This is a genomic window from Ruminiclostridium cellobioparum DSM 1351 = ATCC 15832 (genome assembly GCF_000621505.1).
In the GTDB taxonomy this organism is placed as follows: domain Bacteria; phylum Bacillota; class Clostridia; order Acetivibrionales; family DSM-1351; genus Ruminiclostridium; species Ruminiclostridium cellobioparum.
In genome coordinates, this window is sequence record NZ_KK211295.1 from 121,446 (window position 1) to 140,416 (window position 18,971).

An 18,971-nucleotide genomic window follows, 5' to 3' on the forward strand; every position below is an offset into this window, starting at 1 on the left:
GGGTCTTACAGGAAGTATTTTTCTGTAATCTGATACCGGCCTATCTCAATTTTATTGATTTAATTCTATATCTGTATACACCTGAAGGTGTATTAACGGAAACAACAGCCCCTTCTTTTCTGCATAACAGGGCCTTTCCCATGGGAGACAGTATAGTTATGCAATTACCCCCGGTGCGGCCGGTTTCCGGGACAACAAGCCTATAACTATAGGTTTCCTGTTCCTCGATATCCTCTATCTCCACTTCACTGTTCAAGCATACAAACGGAAAGTCATTATTTGTTTCGTCTGATAGTACTACATTTTTAACAATTGCATCTACAGCACTTAAATAGTTGTCTAAAAGTTCCTCAAATTCTTTCCTGTGTTTGTTAAACTCAGGAAAGTACAGATCAACGATTTGCGTTCTCCTTTCCTCAAAATCTACTAAATGAGCGAGCAAATTCTCATATGCAGGCGTATTTAGCTTAAGCTTTTCTGTCACAAAATCTCCTCCATTTCACAAGTAATTAAATGGTACCCCTCCTAAAAAAAAACATATGGCACTTTGCCCAAAAGGGCAAAGCACCATATGTAATATGATACCATATTTGTTGCACCATGTCAAAACCAGCATGTACGTATCTTCAAAGCCAATTACATATTTAATAGGGCTTTTTCAATCAGTCATTTATGATAAGTCTCATTCTTCATTATCTTAAATGCCCTGTACGTCTGCTCAAGGAGAATGAGTCGTGCCAGCTGGTGCGGGAAGGTCATTTTCGACAGGCATATTCTGCAGCTGGCCGCACTGACCAGGCTATGATCCAATCCCAGAGAACCCCCAATGATAAAGGTTATGTGGGAATTCCCTGTGAGCATGATACTCTCAAGTTTGGAGGCAAAGCCTTCCGAAGTTGTCTGTTCCCCCGCCAGGTCCAGCAGTATGATATAACTGCCTTCCTTAACCCTTTTGAGCAGCCGCTCGGCTTCACGCTGCTTTACCTGGGCTTCCTGCGCGGGACTCAGTGTATCGGGGGCGTGCTCATCCTCCACCTCGATCAGCTCCATATCCGCAAAACGTGAAAGCCTTTTGGTATATTCCGAAATACCTTCCTTGAGGTACCGTTCCTTTAGTTTTCCAACTGCCGCAATAGTTATTTTCATTTTTTTCTCCATAAAAAAGGAACCCTGTATCCGGCCCCCTGAATTTATTAATCAAATTATAAATCTAATAATATGTTTACTTATAATATTTTTACCTTCCCGACCCTGTCCCTGCTTGCCACCTCAAGCAGCACATCTCCGCCCACTGCGATCTGCTTCTCGGTAAGAGCATTATATGTAGTCTGATACGCCAGCTCGGGAAAGTTGTTCTCGTGGCTTAAATGTCCCAGAATGAAGTTTCTGCAGCCCTTTTCAGCCAGGTAGGCAATAACTTTTGCGGCCATCTCGTTTGACAGATGCCCGTGATCGCCCATGATCCTCTTCTTCAGCGACCATGGATAAGGTCCTACCCTCAGCATCTCAACATCATGATTTGACTCAAGCAGCATCAGGTCATTGCCCTCTATGTACGAAAGAAGTTCCTTGTTCATATGACCTATATCGGTAGCTGTTGTTATGCGCTTTCCCTCGGCAAAAAAATTGTATCCCACCGGTTCGGCCGCATCATGAGGTATGGAAAACGGCCGCACACATATGTCTCCGATCTCAAACTCATCTCCGGTGCAGAAACATACCCTGTTTTCCAGTTTGACCGGTCCCAATCCGAACTCCATTGCACACCAGGTGGCCTCATTTGCATAAATGGGAACATCCTGTTTTCTGGATATTATACCTGCTCCACGCACGTGATCAATGTGTTCATGTGAAATTAATATAGCGCTTAACTCCGCCGGATTTTCTCCAATGGAGCAGAGCGCTTCCAATATCCTCTTTCCGCTTAAACCTGCGTCTATAAGAAGTTTTGTTTTCTCAGTACCTATAAATAAAGCGTTTCCGCTGCTTCCACTAAACAAACTGCAAAACTTTACCATTTAAGCTCCATTTCTTCTTCATGCAAAGTGAATTTGCCCAAAGCAGAACCAAAAAATTTCAATGGTTAATCTTCTGTTGATATCCTTGTTATATCTGCTCCAAGCAAATTAAGCTTGTGAACAAAATTCTCATAGCCTCTGTCTATATATTTAATATTAGTAATTTCCGTTGTTCCCTTTGCGGCCAAACCAGCCAAAACCATGGCTGCTCCAGCCCTTAAATCGGTTGCCTTGACAGGTGCTCCTGTCAGCAGGGCTCCTCCGTCAATAACCGCAATTCTGCCTTCCACTTTTATCCTGGCACCCATGCGCTTAAATTCATCCACGTACTGGAACCTCGAGTCCCAGATACCTTCTGTTATGGTACTGACGCCTTCGGCCATATTCAGCAGAACGGTAATCTGAGGCTGCAGATCGGTAGGAAATCCGGGATAAGGCAAAGTCATTATATTAACATTCTTAACTTTATTGCCGCCTATGACCCTTATAAAATCCTCGTCTTCTTTAACCGTAACACCCATTTCAATAAGCTTTGCAGTGAGAGATTCCATATGCTTTGGAATAACATTCCTGACTGTTACATCTCCCCTTGAAATTGCAGCAGCAATCATAAAGGTTCCTGCTTCTATCATATCGGGAATTATTGTGTGAATTCCGCCGCCTTTCAGGTGCTCCACACCCCTGATCTTGATAACGTCTGTTCCCGCACCTCTTATATTAGCCCCCATAGCATTCAGAAAGTTTGCCACATCAACAACATGGGGTTCCTTTGCCGCATTTTCTATCACAGTCTGCCCACTGGCCTTTACTGCTGCCAGCATAAGATTTATGGTGGCACCGACACTGACAACGTCCAGGTAAATCTGTGCACCTTTCAGCTGTGACGCATCAATTTTTACTATGCCATGTTCAATAACAACATGGGCTCCCATAGCCTCAAAGCCTTTAATGTGCTGATCTATAGGTCTGAATCCAAAATCACATCCACCGGGAAGTGATACCTCCGCCTTCCCAAATCTGGCAATCAACGCTCCCAATAAATAATACGAAGCTCTCATGCTTTTCACAAGTTCGTAAGGTGCCTGCCAGCAGTTTACCTCTCGTGTGTCACAAATTACGGTATTGCTGTCTTCTTTAGTTATCTTAGCGCCCAATTTGGTGAGGATATCCAATAAAACTTTAACATCTTTTATATCAGGAACATTCTCTATTCTACTGATCCCATTTATTATCAATGCCGCGGGTAAAACCGCAACTGCAGCATTCTTTGCTCCGCTAATGGTAACTTCTCCGTTCAGGGGACATGGCCCGTTTAATAAGAACTTATCCAAACCCTTCTACACCAACCTTTTGTATAAACTGTAAATGTTTTGCTAAACATTACACACACGAGAACATTATACCATTTAGTTATAAATTATTCCACTAGAAATGTAGCAAAAAAAATATTACCAATTTACAAACTATTCCATAAGCTCACCGCTGGTGGCATTGAAGTAGAATTCCTTTCCCTGATTGGTTGTTATTCTCCAGGAAAGTCCCTCATACAAGGTTTTAGTATCCTTATCCCCCTTTATGCCTTTAAAGCCAATATCAACATCGCTGATGTCAATCCCGGGATAGCCGGTCATCTTTGTTACCAGAATCTGATACACAGGTATTACTTTGATATCTCTGCTGCTTATGGTCAAAGGCTTCTTATATTGATACTTTATGCTCTTTAAACCTGCTTTTCCTAACTCTACTTCAATGTAGTTATCAAACACGGTATAATTTTTATAAATCCCCTTGTAAACCGCCTTTGGATCTTCTCCGGAGGGAGAGGAAGAAAAGCTGTCCAATTGAAACTCATCAAGGGGAATACCAAGCTTTTTGGCTAATTCCTTTAAATAAATCTCAACCTCACTTTTGCTCTGTGAATATATTTTCTTATTACTCCCGCTGTCACTGTACTCAAAATAACAGCCGCTGTTGAATATAAGCTTTTCGGTACCCTTCTCATAGATATTATCACTAATTTTGGAATAATTATCCCCCAGGAGCCCATTAATTATTTTACTTTTATCCAGAACTGTTTCTTCATACTGCAATATAAAGTCTTTACCGTTATATTTCGGTATCGGACATTCGATATGTACATTGTTCTGTTCCAATATTTTTTGGGTGTTGATAATGGTATCGCGGGAAATTTCCCCTCCCTTGGTATTCTGGTATAGTATAACGGCCAGAACAAGGTTCAATACAATAAACGCCCATATTAAAATTGTTTTTGCCTGTTTCCAGTCCATAATTATCACCTACACAGAATATTGTAATTACTGTACATTATTTCCCACCAAGGGGTATATCATAACTGCCGGTATTATTAAAAAGTACAAAGCTTGGAGTAATCATGGTGCTGTTTGCCTCCGGAGGCGTAAGTACGTAATATATCCCATAGTCCCGTATAGGCAGGTTTGCGTTGCTGAGCTCCTTATTTAAACTATAGGCTCTATCTACAAGTTCAGGGAAATTCCAGGTATATTCTTTAAAAATCTTATTGACCTCAAGTTTTAACGCTACCCATCTGCATTGGATCACTCTTTTTGAAGTTGCCTCGATTGTTATGGCGCTGTCCAGCGACTGTTCACTATTGGGAAGTTTAAAATCCTTCAACAGCAGAGGGACATCTCCGTGCCCTTCACCATCATCTATACTGTAGTCAAATTTAAATATGAAAGAGTTACTCCCTTCCTTCACAGAGGACAGGTATAGATTGATATTGTCCATGTGCCTGCTGCGGGCCTTGAGCTCCATTATAAAGCCCACAGCCTTTTGGTATGCATCAAGGAGCCTGGTCCTTTCGGTTACACCCTGGTTTCCGGTATACTTGTACTCAATAACGGAATTTTTGTATAACCTGTAAACACTGTCGGACTTTTTAAAAACAACAGCGCCATAGACATCTTCATCCGGGTAATAGTCATTTCTGATTTCCCCCAACAATTCCAGCTGGATGGCATCATATTCGGCCAGACTTGAGGTAGGCCCCTGAAGAGAGCCAAAGGGTATGCTGTTTAAATTTGTATACTCTTCCTCACTGTTTGATGTAAAGGGAGCAATCATATCTTTGGGCAGCAGGGATTTACTGCCTGTCTCGATTGCTATTTTATAATTTTTAATTTTAAAATTATTTTTATGACTTTCATAGACGGTTTCAAATTCTTTCTGATCCAGGGCAACTCCGCCGTAGCCTGATACAACATATGTATAGATATTATTACTGTCCTTTATGTAAATAGTGTCCGAATAGCCGTTTTCCGGATCATCAGGATATATTGCAACCTTGTTTAATCCCATAACTGAGTCAACAGAATTTTTTATATTCAATACCCATTTAACTATATCTATATTAATATCAGTTTTAAATTCAAAGTAATAAGGATTATTGGCAGCAATGATCCCCCATTTTTCCTCATTGAAAGGTTCGGTCCGGGTGGGCTTGTCTTTCAGCGCAGCCTTAAGATACTCCTGGGCACCGTTCCAGAGAGTATAATACTCCTCCGAGCCGTTTGGGATTATCAGATGATCGTTGTCGTAGCCTTTTGAGAGAACTATCCTGCTGGGAAGCATAAAATTCCCCTTCATTTTCTCAATAGATGCCTGAGCTATTTTTGAGTCAGAAAAAAAGGAAGATAAAAAAGGGAAACTGCCGGATTGACTACTCCACAGTATTCCCACCTGTATGATACAAACGCTGATTAAAAGAATTAATAAGAACGTTCTAAATTTCTCATAATAATAACCTAAAGTTTTTGATCGCTTATTCATAGATTAATCTTTCTTATCTTTTTCACCGCCGGGATTAGTTATCCAGTCTATGGCTTTTTCAAACCAGTCTCCTGATTTCTTTGCTTCGCCGAATGTAATAGTATAATAAAACTCCTCGGGACTATTCTTTGTTTCCTTTGTATAAGCAGTTATTTTAATGTCATTTGGACCTTTCTTAAGTCTTATATCCTTGCCGAACATTTTGCCGTTTCCAACCTTGAAAGTGGACACGCCGTCGGTTGTCTTCAGAGGTTTATAATCTCCTGCTTCGTTGTCATAGTATTCAAAACTGATAGTAGTCTCATCATAGATACAGGTTCCGAAGATTGAGAATACCTGTTTGGTGACTACTTCATCCCCTTCGGGTCTAGAAATGTCAACCACATGATTGTCATCCGCCGCAAAAACAGGTATAAAAAATATAGACAGCATAGCGCATACGATTATAGTAAATGTAAGTAACTTTGATTTCATAAGGTCCACCCCGAAAAAATACTCTTGTACTGTTTTTACCAGTACCCTACTATAATTATATTACATTTTCTGTTACAAATCCATTACATGGCATTTAAAAAAAATTTACACCGCAAGTCTCACTGTAATTTCGGTGCCCTTCTTTTCCTCACTGCTTATGCTTATAGTACCCCCATGTGCCTGAATAATTTCCTTGGCAATTGAAAGTCCCAGGCCGGTACCTCCCATATCACGCGATCTGGCCTTATCCACCCTGTAAAACCTTTCAAATACCCGCGGAAGAGAATCAGCAGGTATACCGATTCCGTTGTCGGCAACCTTAACATAAACATCATTATAAATCCTGCCGATGTAAACGGTAATTTCCCCATTTTCAGGGGTATACTTCAGGGCATTGCTTATGAGGTTTACAAAAACCTGTTCAAGCCTGTCCTTATCACCCTTTATATTTGGTATCTCACCGATAACATAGCTCTCAAGTTTTTGATGCTTATGTTCGGCCTGCAGGCGCATTCTGTCCACTATATCCCTTACGAGATCCTTTATGGGCACTTCACCCATATTCCAGCTGACCTGCTGATTATCAAGCCTGGACAGCTGCAGCAAGTCCTTAACCAGCCTGGTCATCCTGTCGGCCTCGGTATTTATTACATTCAGGAAGTGTTCGGTAGTTTCCCTGTCGTCCACCGCCCCATCCAGCAGTGTTTCAGAATAGCTCTTTATTGAGGTTATGGGGGTACGCAGTTCGTGGGACACGTTTGCCACAAACTCACGTCTCATATTGTCAAGCTTCTGCTCTTCGGTAACATCGTGCAGAACCACGATAAATCCTTCCGGTCTGCTTTTTGTATCTGTGAACACCGCAAAGTATACCTTTATGAATAAATCGTTGATCACAGTATCAAATTCTTTAACCGAAGCTTCCTCCAGGTACACTATATTCTCGAGCTGTATATCCAGACCCACACTGCCGGCAAAATCCTGAAAGCTCTTTTCGGCGATATCATCTCCAAGATACCTTCTGGCCGCGGGATTTATATGAATTACGTTCCCCTTAAGGTCGTAGGCCAGAACTCCGTCGGCCATATAATTTAATATGGTAACCACCTTGTTCTTTTCGCTGGATATCTCAGATAAGGTATTCTTGAGCTCATTGGCCATGTAATTGAAGGTCTTTGTGAGATTCCCGATTTCATCCTCGGATTTGACAGCCAGCTGTTCATCAAATTCCCCTTCGGCGATTTTTTCAGCTTTGTGCATTACGCTGATTATTGGCGAAGTTATGGTTTTCGACAAAAAGTACCCCAAAAGCACCGACAAAAATACCGCAATAACAGTACTGGTTAATATGAGGTTGTTAAAGGTTTGTATTATTTGCTCCCAGGCCTCTTTGTTATAAGTAAAGTAAAAAATTAGATCTTTTCTCTCTGAGGGCTCAATGACATATTCAAAATATTCGTTTCCCGCTATGGTTTTAACCAGTTTTTTGTTCAGAACCGGGGCCTCCAGTTGTTTTGCCCATAAGGGAAGCAGGTTGGCAGTGGAATTGTTGAAAAGCTCATCCACAAAGGTACCCGGATTTTGAATGAACTGCTCGTCTGTGGAATAAATAATTCCCCTGTTCGGGTCATTATTCTTTCTGGTAATACTTAGATCTATGATTGTCAGGTTGACATCCGAATTTGTTCTGAAACAATTTATATCATCCCGTCTGTCTTTGAAATAAGTGTAGATGTCCTCATTGGATTCAGGTATGCCCCTCAATTCCTTCCAGTCTTCGAAACCCTTGTCCATATCTTCCTGGAAATTGTTAAAATAAATCGACTGCAGTCCTGAATTTATTATTATATAAACGACACATACCAAGATTACACACATGGATATAAATATATAAACAAGTTTCCACTGCAAGCTGCGCAGCAGCTTTATAAATCCTTTCCAGAACTTCATGCTGTCTCCTTCAACTATTTTTTTGACTTGAGGCCAACCGGACCTCAAGTCAAAGATAAAAACGTACAATAAAATTGTTATTTGAACGCGTTGTGCCCGCTGATTAAACAATTTTATTACTGATTATACCGGTACTTCCATACGAACTTCAATCAATGATGACACACAAAGTACTTACTTGAAATAGTACGGTTCAAAACAAATATTTTCTTGCCGTCGCAGCGACTCGACCATCCGGGTCTCGCGTGCTGCTCAAAGTGACCTCCTGTCACTTTGCCGGCTAAAATACTTGTTTTTCACCTACAAATTTCAGCAAGCACTTTTACCGTGCTCTTCATTGCTTGAAGTTGTACTCGCGTACCGATATAATCACATAACACTTTATTAGCAAAGTTTAACCATCACAACGCGTTAATTTAAAATTTATTAAAGTAGTAGCCTACACCGCGCTTTGTCACAATATACTGGGGATTTGCGGGATCAAGCTCGAGTTTCTCACGGACTCTCCTGACAGTGACATCCACAGTTCTTACATCTCCGTAATACTCATAGCCCCAGACCTTTTCCAGCAGCGACTCCCTTGAAAAGATGGTTCCCTGCTGTGCCGCCAGGAACTTGACCAGCTCAAATTCACGAAGTGTCAGTTCTATGATTTCCTCTCCCCTTCTGACTTCATAACGGTCGGAATCTATAGTAAGATCGCCGTACTTGTTTACACGGGATTTATCGGCGCTCACCTGCTCAGCAGGCACAAGTCTTCTGAGATTTGCCTTTACACGGGCCATAAGTTCGCGCGGACTGAAGGGTTTTGTAATATAGTCATCAGCCCCCAGCTCCAGGCCCAATACCTTGTCGACCTCTTCTTCCTTCGCCGTAAGCATGAGAATTGGCGTTGAGATTGATTGTCTGAGCTTCCTGCACACTGTAAAGCCGTCCATCTTCGGAAGCATAATGTCCAGCAGTATCAGATCCGGATTCTGTGAAAGTGCAAGCTCCACGGCCTCTTCGCCATCAAATGCCTCCAGGGTATCATACCCTTCTTTTTTAAGATTGAATCTCAAAATATCTACAATATTCTTCTCATCGTCTACAATCAATACTTTTTTGCTCAAAAAATACACCCCTAACAAAATTTAATCGGTGATTAATCCGAAATATACATTTGAATTATATCACTAAATACATGTAATGAAAAATTAATATTTTGCCAATGCTGTAATTTAGACGTAATAAGTCGAAAAATGTTGCAGAATTACTGCTGCCAAATTACACCAATTGCTCTGTATACAGCTTGAAATCCAAAACTGCCGTGAGGTAGGAAAGTTGTGCCTGGTCATACTGGATCATGGCATTTTCCTTGTCCTCAGCCGCTTTCAAATAATCCACATAGCTTATCATTTCCTGTTTGTACTTCTTGTCGGCTACGTCAAAAAGCTTAGCACTTAAATCATATTGAAGCTTTGAAATGGAAATATTATCATACAAATTTAATATCTTTGTATGATCGGTCCTTATCTTTTGCTCTATATTATACTTTTCTATCTCAATTTGATTTTCCAATTCTTTTGGTTTATCCTGCAGCATTTCATAATTTGATCCGGTATTTCCACGGGTGTAGGACCCGGCATAGGAATCAATCTTTGCTTCTTCGATCTGTCTCTGAAGCTGAGCTATAGAATTGCTCTCCAGCTTTCTCTTCTCAATAAGAGCTTCAATATTTTTATCATTTATTGTATATTCATCTATCTTGACTGTTTCTGAATTAAATTGAATCTTTTGCTCCAAATCATAATTAAGCAAGGAATTAATTTTCATTTCTATAGCTGTAAGTTCTGCATTTAATTTATCAAGTTTCTGGTTTGCCAAATCTACAGCGTTTTCACTCTGACCAAGAGATAGGCTGCTTAACTTTCCCAATTTGACTTTTTCCTGTTCGACAGCAAGTTCAATCTTTGCTCTTTCGACAGCCTTTCCCTGGGACTCAATCTCATACTGCTTAAAAATATATTGATAATACAACTTTGAAGCATCCGCCTTCATAGTCATAACCTTGTTGTTCTTTTCCCATTTAAGCTGTTCCAGCCTGTTTTTAACCTGCAGCGGATATAATAAAATATTTCTTTTAGTTTCCGCTATATCCTTACCCGGGTTTTCATCATACAGCTTTTGACTTTCAGCATTGTCAACCGCATTTTTATAACGCTTTTCCTGAGTTACCAGCTGATTGTCCAGAAGCTTGATCTCAGGATTTGTATTCATCACTTCCGCAATTAAGCTGTCAAGACTGAATATTTTAGTCATGTTTTCGGCACCTGCCGCCTGAACCGGCACAGCAAAAGGTGCTGAAAACGTGATGCCAAATATCATCAGCCCGGCTATTATGTTTTTCAGTTTTGTTTTTATATTTATTTTCATACAAACACCATCTTTTCTTTAATTATTCCAGTATGGCAACATTTGCGCCGTTTACCTGGTAACCGGGACCAAGCTTGCATGCAAGCTCCTCAAGTCTATAAAAGCAATACGCCGAATCCCGCTGTGCCTTTTTATATTCTATTTCAGCATTATTTGCCGCATCCTTTGCATTCCACAGTTCTACAAGGCTTAGCTGCCCTTGTGAATACTTTTTCTCTGCGATATTATAATCAGACTTTTTATTTTGGGAATCTCTTTTTTTGATTTCCAGTTGGCTTTGAACCGACTTTGCATCGGTGTATGCCGCTTGGATATCGCCTGTTATATTCAAAGTACTCTGTGTTACGGCAAATTCAGAATCCTCCAGCTGCTGCTGAAGATTTGTGCGGGCAAATGTGTATTGTTGCCTTATGTACTTGTCGTAATATTCCAGCTCTTGTTTATACACATCCAGCTGAAGCTTTGCACTTACCACTTCACTTCTTTTTGCAAGAGCCTTATCAAGGTAGTTCTTATATGTATCCAGCTTATATTCTTTATTCAAACCGGCTTCCTTACCGGTCAATTCTATTGCCTGAGAACGTTCTATGCCGCAGATCTGTTTAAATACCAGTTCCTGATATTCTCTGTTCCTTTTACTTTTTTGTAACTGCAGCCTTTTCTTGCTGAGCTCTACCTCAAACTTATATTTATCCAGTTCCGAGACTAAACCTTTTTCATATTTCAAAACCATACCCGAATACTGCTTTTCCATTGTATTGAGAGAGTCCTCCAGAGATTGGTACAGTTCGTTAAAATAAAGCAGGTTATAGTAAGCAGCTTGAATATCCCCCTCAAGCTTTGCCCTGTTTGTGTTATAAGAATCCTTAAGACTCAGCACCTGAAGCCAGGAAGAATAATTTGAAAATGCCCTGCCGTTTAAATAATTCTCATAAAGCGTCTGTCTGTAATATGGTGCATCCCCATATTTATCCCTGTATTTTGCAAGCAGATCTTCTTCTAAATTAGTCAGATTGTCAGAGAGTGTCTTTCTCTCAGACAATTTATAGTATTCATCCAGCTCATCCAGCTCACCCTGGGTAACAGCGGTCAACTCCTTAAAGGATTTATCCTCATCTGTCACTCTCCACATTTTTTTTATTGATATATCCATTGACGTTAATTGCGAAGAACTCTCCACTCCCCTTTTTATGGCATCTTCCAGAGACAGCTTTAAGGGTTGTGAAACATTATTGACATTTTGCTTACCGTCACTATTGTCTGCTGCTACAGATATACCCTGAATGTGGAATGTCAGAGTTAAAATAATCAGCAGGCATATATGCAACCTTTTGTTTTTATGTATCAATCTTCATTGCTGCGCAAACAAAATTGCTTCGCGATCTGTTTTCACCATCACAGCTTTACGCAGCTACCTCCCTTCCTTTTTTCTTAAGCTTATAATTTCAGTTATAATATAATACTGTGTATTTTTTAATTTGTATGATTTTAGATCAAACAATATCCTTATAATCGTAATTTGGGACTATTATTTTCATGTAATCCCGGACCTGGTCGGCATTGTTTATAATTATATCTCTCAAACATTCGATTTCGCGCCTGAGTATTGCAAGATCCGTATGTAAAGGCTTGGCCACATATATCTTGTTGTTTTTGGTGGCCTCAATGCCCTCTTCGGCCAGCAGCAGTTCCTCATAGAGCTTTTCCCCGGGCCTCAAGCCTGTAAATTCAATTTTGATATCCACGTCAGGTTCAAATCCTGACAGTTTTATAAGGTTTCTGGCAAGATCGTAAATCTTGACCGGCTCACCCATATCCAGTACAAAAATTTCTCCGCCCTTTGCCATAGCGCCGGCCTGAAGCACCAGCTGAACCGCTTCGGGTATCGTCATAAAATATCTGATTATCTCAGGATCTGTGACTGTAACAGGGCCGCCCTGCTCTATCTGCTTTTTAAACAGGGGGATAACACTGCCATTACTGCCCAGTACATTTCCGAACCTGACCGCAACAAATTCTGTTTTACTATGTTTGGAGAAAGCCTGAATAATCATTTCGGCTACCCTTTTTGTAGCCCCCATGATATTGGTAGGGTTAACCGCCTTGTCGGTGGATATCATAACAAATCGCTTTGCTCCGAATTTATCTGCGCATTCGGCCACATTCAGCGTTCCAAATATGTTGTTCTTTATGGCTTCCGTGGGATTGGCTTCCATGAGCGGGACATGCTTGTGAGCAGCAGCGTGGAATACTATGTCAGGACTGTAAGCTCTAAAAATTTTTTCCAGTCTTGGCTTTTCCCTGACATTGGCAATGACCGCAACAAGATTTAATTCAGGATGTTTTACGAGAAGCTCATTCTGTATGTCATATGCATTGTTTTCATAATTGTCCAATATTATAAGCTGTTTGGGAGAAAAAGCCGCTATCTGCCTGCATAGCTCCGAACCTATGGAGCCGCCGCCTCCGGTTACCATTACCACACGTTCACTGATAAGGCTGCCAATTTCATTATTATCAAGCTTGATGGGATCTCTCCCCAGCAAGTCCTCAATATTTACATCACGGATTTTCTGTACCGAAACTGTTTCGTCTATTAATTGAGAAAGTGAGGGTAAGATTTTCACCTTACATTTGGTGTTGGAGCATATGGTAAAAAGTTCATTGATAGTTTTAGGTGATGCAGATGGAATCGCAATAACTATCTCATCAATATCCTTCTCCTGAGCCACCCTGACAATATCATTTCTAGTACCTACGACAGTGACTCCATTGAGCTTTTTACCCTGCTTTCCACGGCTATCATCAATTATTGCCACCGGTGTACTCTTTAATTCCGGATGAAGATGAAACTCGTTTATAAGTGAGGCACCTGCATCACCAGCACCAATGAGAAGAATTTTTTTATTATTTCTAATTAGAATAACTTCGCCTCTTATTATACGTCTGAAAACACGGTATCCAAGTCTCAGAGCACCAATTGAAAAACAATCTATAAAGAATGTAATTATAAATATACTTCTGGGCACAGGTGTCCGCGTTAAAAATACATATCCAAGCATAAATGTATTACTCAGGAACGATGCTATTATAATATTCATCAGTTCATATATTCCGGCATATTTCCATAAGCTGTTGTATAATTTAAATATGTAAAATGCTGCTATTTTTGTAATTGTAGCTATTAGTATAAGATGCGGTATTTCCTTCGTAAACTCTGACGCAATATTTCCGAAGCTCAACTCAAATCTCAAGAAATATGCAAGTAAAAGAGAAATATTTATCAAGATTATATCAAGTACTATTAAAAACAACACTCTTACTTTGTATATCATTTGCCAAACTCCATTCCTCGGATTTCATCAACTTACTTTATTATACCAGTAAATCAGGCTTTAGTGAAGTCTGCCAAAAAGGCTTGAGCTATTTCAACTCAAGCCTTATAAAAACCACTTAATTCTTTAAACTATATTTCTCCTAACCCAAACTATGCTTTCTTAAACCAATATTCCCTAATTAAAGCTATTCCACATGCAAGCATACCACCTAGAATCAAACCTATAGCAGCATTACGAGCATTACTTGGACTTGTTTTCTGAGTCGGTGCCACCGGCGGAGACGGTAAATAAATACTTGTTTCAACAACACCTATCAGGCTTGAATCAAGTTTAGCTTCTTTCCCTGTTTCATAGTATTTATCTATAGCTTTTTTCTCAGTATCCAGCTGCGCAAGATTTTCAATATCAGTCCTGATAGTATCCTCAATAGTATTTATTTCCTGCTTTTTTAGAATAATATCATTTTCAATTTTTGTATAATTGGGATTAATAATATTTTCAAGGACAACAATATCTTTGGTATTTGTCACCTGGCTCATAGCATCCTTTTGATTAATTGTTTCAGGAGTTTTTGCCAGGAGCTCTTCATTTTTCTTTAAAATCTCACGGGCACTCTTAAGTAAAATATCCTGAGAGTTCTTGTCAACCTTAAAATGGTTAATATAGTAATTAATTGCTCTTTCCTTGGTCATAACGTCTGCAAACTCAATATAATTATTGTACAGGACCTGAGCTAGTTTCTGTGCTTCTTTTGGCTCATCCGCCGACACCGTCACCTCAAAGCTGTTCTGGACAATATCTGTCGAATTTGCAGCGACTTTACCTATAGATATTTGCTTCTTTAAATTTTCAAGGGTCACATTACTATATCCCATGTCCTTTATTGTTTTTAAAAGAACATCATTACTGGTAATTAAATTTATGTATTGTTCATTAGTAGTAATAGGTAACTTGTATTCTCCGTATCTTGTATTATATGTCTCAGGCATGCTCACAACTATGTTCAGTTTTGAATCATACACGGGAGATAATATAAACATACTGAAAATCCCTGCCAATATGGCTCCTATAAGTGCAACGCTTACTATCATAATCTTACGCTTCCATAAAGCCATAAAGAGCTCTTTCAATTCAATTTCAGCTTCATTATATTGTACATTTTGTTGGATTTCACTCATCTTATTGCTCCTTGTATATATTAAATATGGAAATTCAAACCAATGGTTTTCTTTCGTTGATTCTTAGATTTTCCTTGTTATTATACCAGTTAATCGGGACAACTTCAACAAAACATGAATACCATGCCATGTTAAATATACCATAACTAACCTCCAGATTTTGAGCCATATCTCCTGTATAACTCCACAATAACAGCAGCTGTCACAACACCAGCCAGTGCACTTATGGTATCCAGCTTTATGTCTGCGAATGTCGGCCCTCTGCCTGGGATAAAATATTGATGCGCTTCATCGGATACCCCATACAGTGCTGCAGCAAGCCATGCAATAACATAAGAAGTATAGGATTTATATCTTATTAAAACTATGGATAAAGCGGTTAAAAAGCCCAACCCGGAGTAAAGTATGAAATGAGCGGATTTTCTTACATAGTAATGGAGATCAAATACTCTGCTATCGGTTGTATTATATATTTCACTCTCCTCAAGCTGATTAAGATGAACTAATATATCTCCTGATTCTTGAAGCGATTCCGTCGAAGGTTTACTGGAAAAATAAAAAATCATACATAACCACAATAGAGTTACTGACCAAACTATTATCTTGAAAATTTTCGATTTCATATGTAAGTCTCCACCTTATATAATTTTAATTATCTCTATTAATTCTAAAAACTCCAAGTATATCAAGAAAATTCTTCTTATAAAAAATTAAAACATTGATAACTAATACGATAATTAGCAGAAATATCGTTAAAAATAAATTTAATTTGACTTCCTTTAGTAAAATAAAACTAACAAGCAAAACGGATAAATAAATAACCTCTCTCCAGCTTGTCCCGGCAGCTTGAAAATCTTTTGAGGAGCAAAAATACCAGATAACAAAAACTATAAAAGTTGCCCAGGCAAGTGCCGATATTGTGCCGACAATAATATAAGCCGTAATATTAAATATAAAAGAAAATGCAAGAATTATCACAATTCTTTTCAAATATACTTTTATATTTTTAGAGGCTTTATAAAGGTTTATATATAATACATTTATTACACTAATAAAGGGAAGTGTCAGCATGAATATCCAAAGCACATCCAAAGACTCAACATATTTGGCCAGATAAGCTTTAACTAAATATTGCAATATAAAATAACATATTGGGAAAAATGATGAAATTATAAGGACATAGTTTTTTAATTTTCTTATGTATTTATGCTCCTCAAGCCTTTTTGAAATACTGGAGTAAAATATATTGGTTACAGATGATATAAAAACCATAAATAAACTTAATATCGAAACAGCAAAGGAATAAAATGCAAAATCTTCAGTATTGAACAAGCTCTTTACAAACCAACGATCCAATGAAAAAATAAGAACCACCATAATATCGGCAATCAGCAAAATAATTCCAGGCTTCATGATAGTGTAATAATCCCTGCATTTCAGCCGGACAGTCTTTATAAATTTATTCCTGCCCAGAAACAAGGCAGAGAACAGAGCTGCAACAACAAAATGATTTAATATTTTAATATAAATAAACAAATCGGGATTTTGAGATTTTGCATACAGCACAATAAATAATGTGTTAAGCAATTCTAAAACCACTAAAATTGCTTGTAAAAAAGAATACTTATCAAACTCTCCAAGCGCCCTGTAATAAAGCCTGAAAAAGTCAATAAGCTGTAAAGGCATAATAATCAAGCTAAAGAAAATTAAAGCACTATCCTTGAAAGCAAAATAAGATAACACAAACATAATACCACTAACAAACACTTGCAGCTTCATCAGGAAAAGGTAATATGCCTTTGTCTTTGAAATATCAATTTCAGCCGTTTCTTTTCCGCCATACAGCACGTATATTCCATTAGATAAGCCAAAGCTAAAAACAGCAGTATATGTAACATATAAAGAAAATGTTTTAAAAAGGGCATAGCCATCAATGCTAAAAACCATAGGTAAAAAAAATCCATTTAATATACCTATGACCAACCCAAAAAAATCAACAAATATTAACCGTAACCCTTTCTTTATTTTACTTATTTCCATTACCTGATAACTCCATAAATACCTTCATTTGTTTTTCAATTACTCTATCTATACTAAAGTGCTTTATCACCCGTTGTCTTGCCATCTTACCCATTCGAACAGCTTCTTCATGGTTTTTAAGGTAGTATTCTATACTTTTCTGAAGCCCGTTTATATCTCTAGGTTGATAAATCAGACCACACTCATCAGTAATTTCTTCCTTTATACCTCTTATATTAGTACCAATAACAGCCTTCTCCATTGCCATAGCTTCAAGCAGAGACACCGGCATACCTTCTCTGTATGAGGGTAATACAAAAATATCCATTATACTCAAAAGGTCCGCAATATCTTCCCGATGCCCAAGTAATACTATATCCTGCTCCAGCCGGTTCTCACTAATTATACGCCGAATATCCTGAGCAATGACATCACCCGGACGTTCATTAAAATCCCAGGGGCCTACCAGCATAAGCTGACAATTCATTTCTTTTCTTATGTTAACAAAAGCGTGGATTAAATCCAACACACCTTTTGATCTGACTATACGACCGACATAGCCAATAATTGGTGTGTCACTTTTGATATTCAGGCCTGCTCTTAACTGCTCCTTAGCAGTTGCATTTATTAAGCCGGGATCAAAATACCTAACATTGATACCCACACTGTTTATATTTATAACTTTATCGGCCGATAAAAATTTTTTTCTCACGGCCATATCCATATCTTCCTGGTTCACTGTAAAAATGTAATTTGTTAAAGCCCTGGCCATGAATCTTTCAATATAATAAAATACTTTGGGTTTAAAAATAAAACCATGAACAGTATAGATCTTTATATCAACTTTTGCAAAAAATGCAGCCAATCGTCCTATAAATGAAGCTATAGGAGTATGAACATGAAGTATATCTATTTCTTCTTTTTTAAATATTCGAATTAATTGATATAGAGATTTTATTAAAGCTATGGGACTTAAACTCCTGCTTAAAGCTATATCGTAAGTTTTAAAGCCTTCCTGCTCAAGCTTATCCAGGTATCCATAGTTCCTTGCACCACATATTACACTGAAATCATTCTGCTTTAATTTTTTCATAAGCGGCAGCACAAACTTATATAATGTTATATCAATTGTAGAAAGCTCAAATATTTTTAGTATCATTTTTATTACTCATCTCGTCTTTTATTAAAAACTTTTCCTTTTCACCATAAAGGCCTTCCCGTTTAAAAATAACCGAAAATGTTTTTAAGAAAATTTTCAAGTCAAGCCCTAACGACCAGTTTTCAACATACTGAACATCGTATTTTATTCTCTCCGGCCAACTGATACTGTTACGTCCACTAATTTGAGCAAGGCCGGTCACTCCGGGCTTCATAATCAGCCGTTTCTTTTGAAAATCACTATATTGCTTCACCTGATATTCCAAAGTAGGCCTGGGCCCTATAAAACTCATATCACCCCAAAAAATATTGAGCAACTGGGGTAATTCATCCAGGCTTGTTTTCCTTAAAAACCTTCCTATCCGGGTTATCCTTGGATCATTTTCCTCTGTATAGACACCATTGCCAATATTAACAGCATCAGGAATCATCGTTCTGAATTTATATATATTAAATAACTTTTGATTCTTTCCCACTCTTTGCTGAATAAATATAACAGGTCCTTTACTATCCAGTTTGATTAAGACAGAGATAAGGATAAACAAAGGACATAGTACTATAAGAAGAATGCAAGAAAATACTCTATCAAGCAAATATTTCATGACCATCTG

General features: G+C 38.5%; 17 protein-coding genes. All 17 read right to left on the minus strand.

What is annotated here, in order from left to right; all coding sequences use genetic code 11:
• Positions 1 to 40: 40 nt before the first annotated feature.
• A complete protein-coding gene (locus tag T344_RS0125835; RefSeq protein ID WP_027631100.1) occupies positions 41 to 484 on the minus strand; it encodes a GreA/GreB family elongation factor in 444 nt (147 codons plus the stop codon).
• 182 nt (positions 485 to 666) lie between these two features.
• The gene (gene rlmH, locus T344_RS0125840) at positions 667 to 1,146 is read right to left on the minus strand and encodes a 23S rRNA (pseudouridine(1915)-N(3))-methyltransferase RlmH (RefSeq protein ID WP_027631101.1); all 480 of its coding nucleotides are present in this window, start codon (positions 1,144 to 1,146) and stop codon (positions 667 to 669) included.
• Positions 1,147 to 1,226: 80 nt separating this feature from the next.
• Positions 1,227 to 2,018 carry an MBL fold metallo-hydrolase gene (locus tag T344_RS0125845; protein WP_027631102.1) on the minus strand — a complete coding sequence of 264 codons (792 nt, stop codon included), beginning with the start codon at positions 2,016 to 2,018 and terminating at the stop codon, positions 1,227 to 1,229.
• Positions 2,019 to 2,083: 65 nt separating this feature from the next.
• Positions 2,084 to 3,349, minus strand: coding sequence for a UDP-N-acetylglucosamine 1-carboxyvinyltransferase (locus T344_RS0125850; protein ID WP_027631103.1), 1,266 nt, complete (start codon positions 3,347 to 3,349; stop codon positions 2,084 to 2,086).
• Positions 3,350 to 3,481: 132 nt separating this feature from the next.
• Positions 3,482 to 4,306: a two-component system regulatory protein YycI gene (gene yycI / locus T344_RS0125855; protein WP_027631104.1), complete on the minus strand. Its 825-nt coding sequence runs from the start codon at positions 4,304 to 4,306 to the stop codon at positions 3,482 to 3,484.
• Between the two features lie 37 nt (positions 4,307 to 4,343).
• Positions 4,344 to 5,630 carry a hypothetical protein gene (locus T344_RS0125860; protein ID WP_051572294.1) on the minus strand — a complete coding sequence of 429 codons (1,287 nt, stop codon included), beginning with the start codon at positions 5,628 to 5,630 and terminating at the stop codon, positions 4,344 to 4,346.
• Positions 5,631 to 5,831: 201 nt separating this feature from the next.
• Complete coding sequence (locus T344_RS0125865) at positions 5,832 to 6,302, minus strand: hypothetical protein (RefSeq protein ID WP_027631106.1); 471 nt, start codon at positions 6,300 to 6,302, stop codon at positions 5,832 to 5,834.
• Between the two features lie 105 nt (positions 6,303 to 6,407).
• Positions 6,408 to 8,252 (minus strand): ATP-binding protein, encoded by a 1,845-nt coding sequence (locus T344_RS0125870; protein ID WP_027631107.1) that lies wholly within the window; start codon positions 8,250 to 8,252, stop codon positions 6,408 to 6,410.
• A gap of 416 nt (positions 8,253 to 8,668) precedes the next feature.
• The gene (locus T344_RS0125875) at positions 8,669 to 9,364 is read right to left on the minus strand and encodes a response regulator (RefSeq protein ID WP_027631108.1); all 696 of its coding nucleotides are present in this window, start codon (positions 9,362 to 9,364) and stop codon (positions 8,669 to 8,671) included.
• Between the two features lie 154 nt (positions 9,365 to 9,518).
• Positions 9,519 to 10,667: a TolC family protein gene (locus T344_RS0125880; RefSeq protein ID WP_027631109.1), complete on the minus strand. Its 1,149-nt coding sequence runs from the start codon at positions 10,665 to 10,667 to the stop codon at positions 9,519 to 9,521.
• A 22-nt stretch (positions 10,668 to 10,689) separates the two neighbouring features.
• The gene (locus T344_RS0125885) at positions 10,690 to 12,015 is read right to left on the minus strand and encodes a TolC family protein (RefSeq protein ID WP_027631110.1); all 1,326 of its coding nucleotides are present in this window, start codon (positions 12,013 to 12,015) and stop codon (positions 10,690 to 10,692) included.
• Positions 12,016 to 12,160: 145 nt separating this feature from the next.
• Positions 12,161 to 14,002, minus strand: a complete 1,842-nt coding sequence (locus T344_RS0125890) for a polysaccharide biosynthesis protein (protein WP_027631111.1) — start codon at positions 14,000 to 14,002, stop codon at positions 12,161 to 12,163.
• Positions 14,003 to 14,154: 152 nt separating this feature from the next.
• Entirely contained in the window at positions 14,155 to 15,183 is a 1,029-nt protein-coding gene (locus T344_RS0125895) for a Wzz/FepE/Etk N-terminal domain-containing protein (RefSeq protein WP_027631112.1), read from the minus strand.
• Positions 15,184 to 15,329: 146 nt separating this feature from the next.
• Entirely contained in the window at positions 15,330 to 15,806 is a 477-nt protein-coding gene (locus T344_RS0125900) for a VanZ family protein (RefSeq protein WP_027631113.1), read from the minus strand.
• Between the two features lie 25 nt (positions 15,807 to 15,831).
• Positions 15,832 to 17,223 (minus strand): lipopolysaccharide biosynthesis protein, encoded by a 1,392-nt coding sequence (locus T344_RS0125905; protein ID WP_027631114.1) that lies wholly within the window; start codon positions 17,221 to 17,223, stop codon positions 15,832 to 15,834.
• A complete protein-coding gene (locus tag T344_RS0125910) occupies positions 17,210 to 18,361 on the minus strand; it encodes a glycosyltransferase family 4 protein (protein WP_027631115.1) in 1,152 nt (383 codons plus the stop codon). Before T344_RS0125910 ends, T344_RS0125905 begins: the two co-directional genes overlap by 14 nt.
• Positions 18,342 to 18,968 carry a sugar transferase gene (locus tag T344_RS0125915; RefSeq protein WP_027631116.1) on the minus strand — a complete coding sequence of 209 codons (627 nt, stop codon included), beginning with the start codon at positions 18,966 to 18,968 and terminating at the stop codon, positions 18,342 to 18,344. Before T344_RS0125915 ends, T344_RS0125910 begins: the two co-directional genes overlap by 20 nt.
• Positions 18,969 to 18,971: the final 3 nt, after the last annotated feature.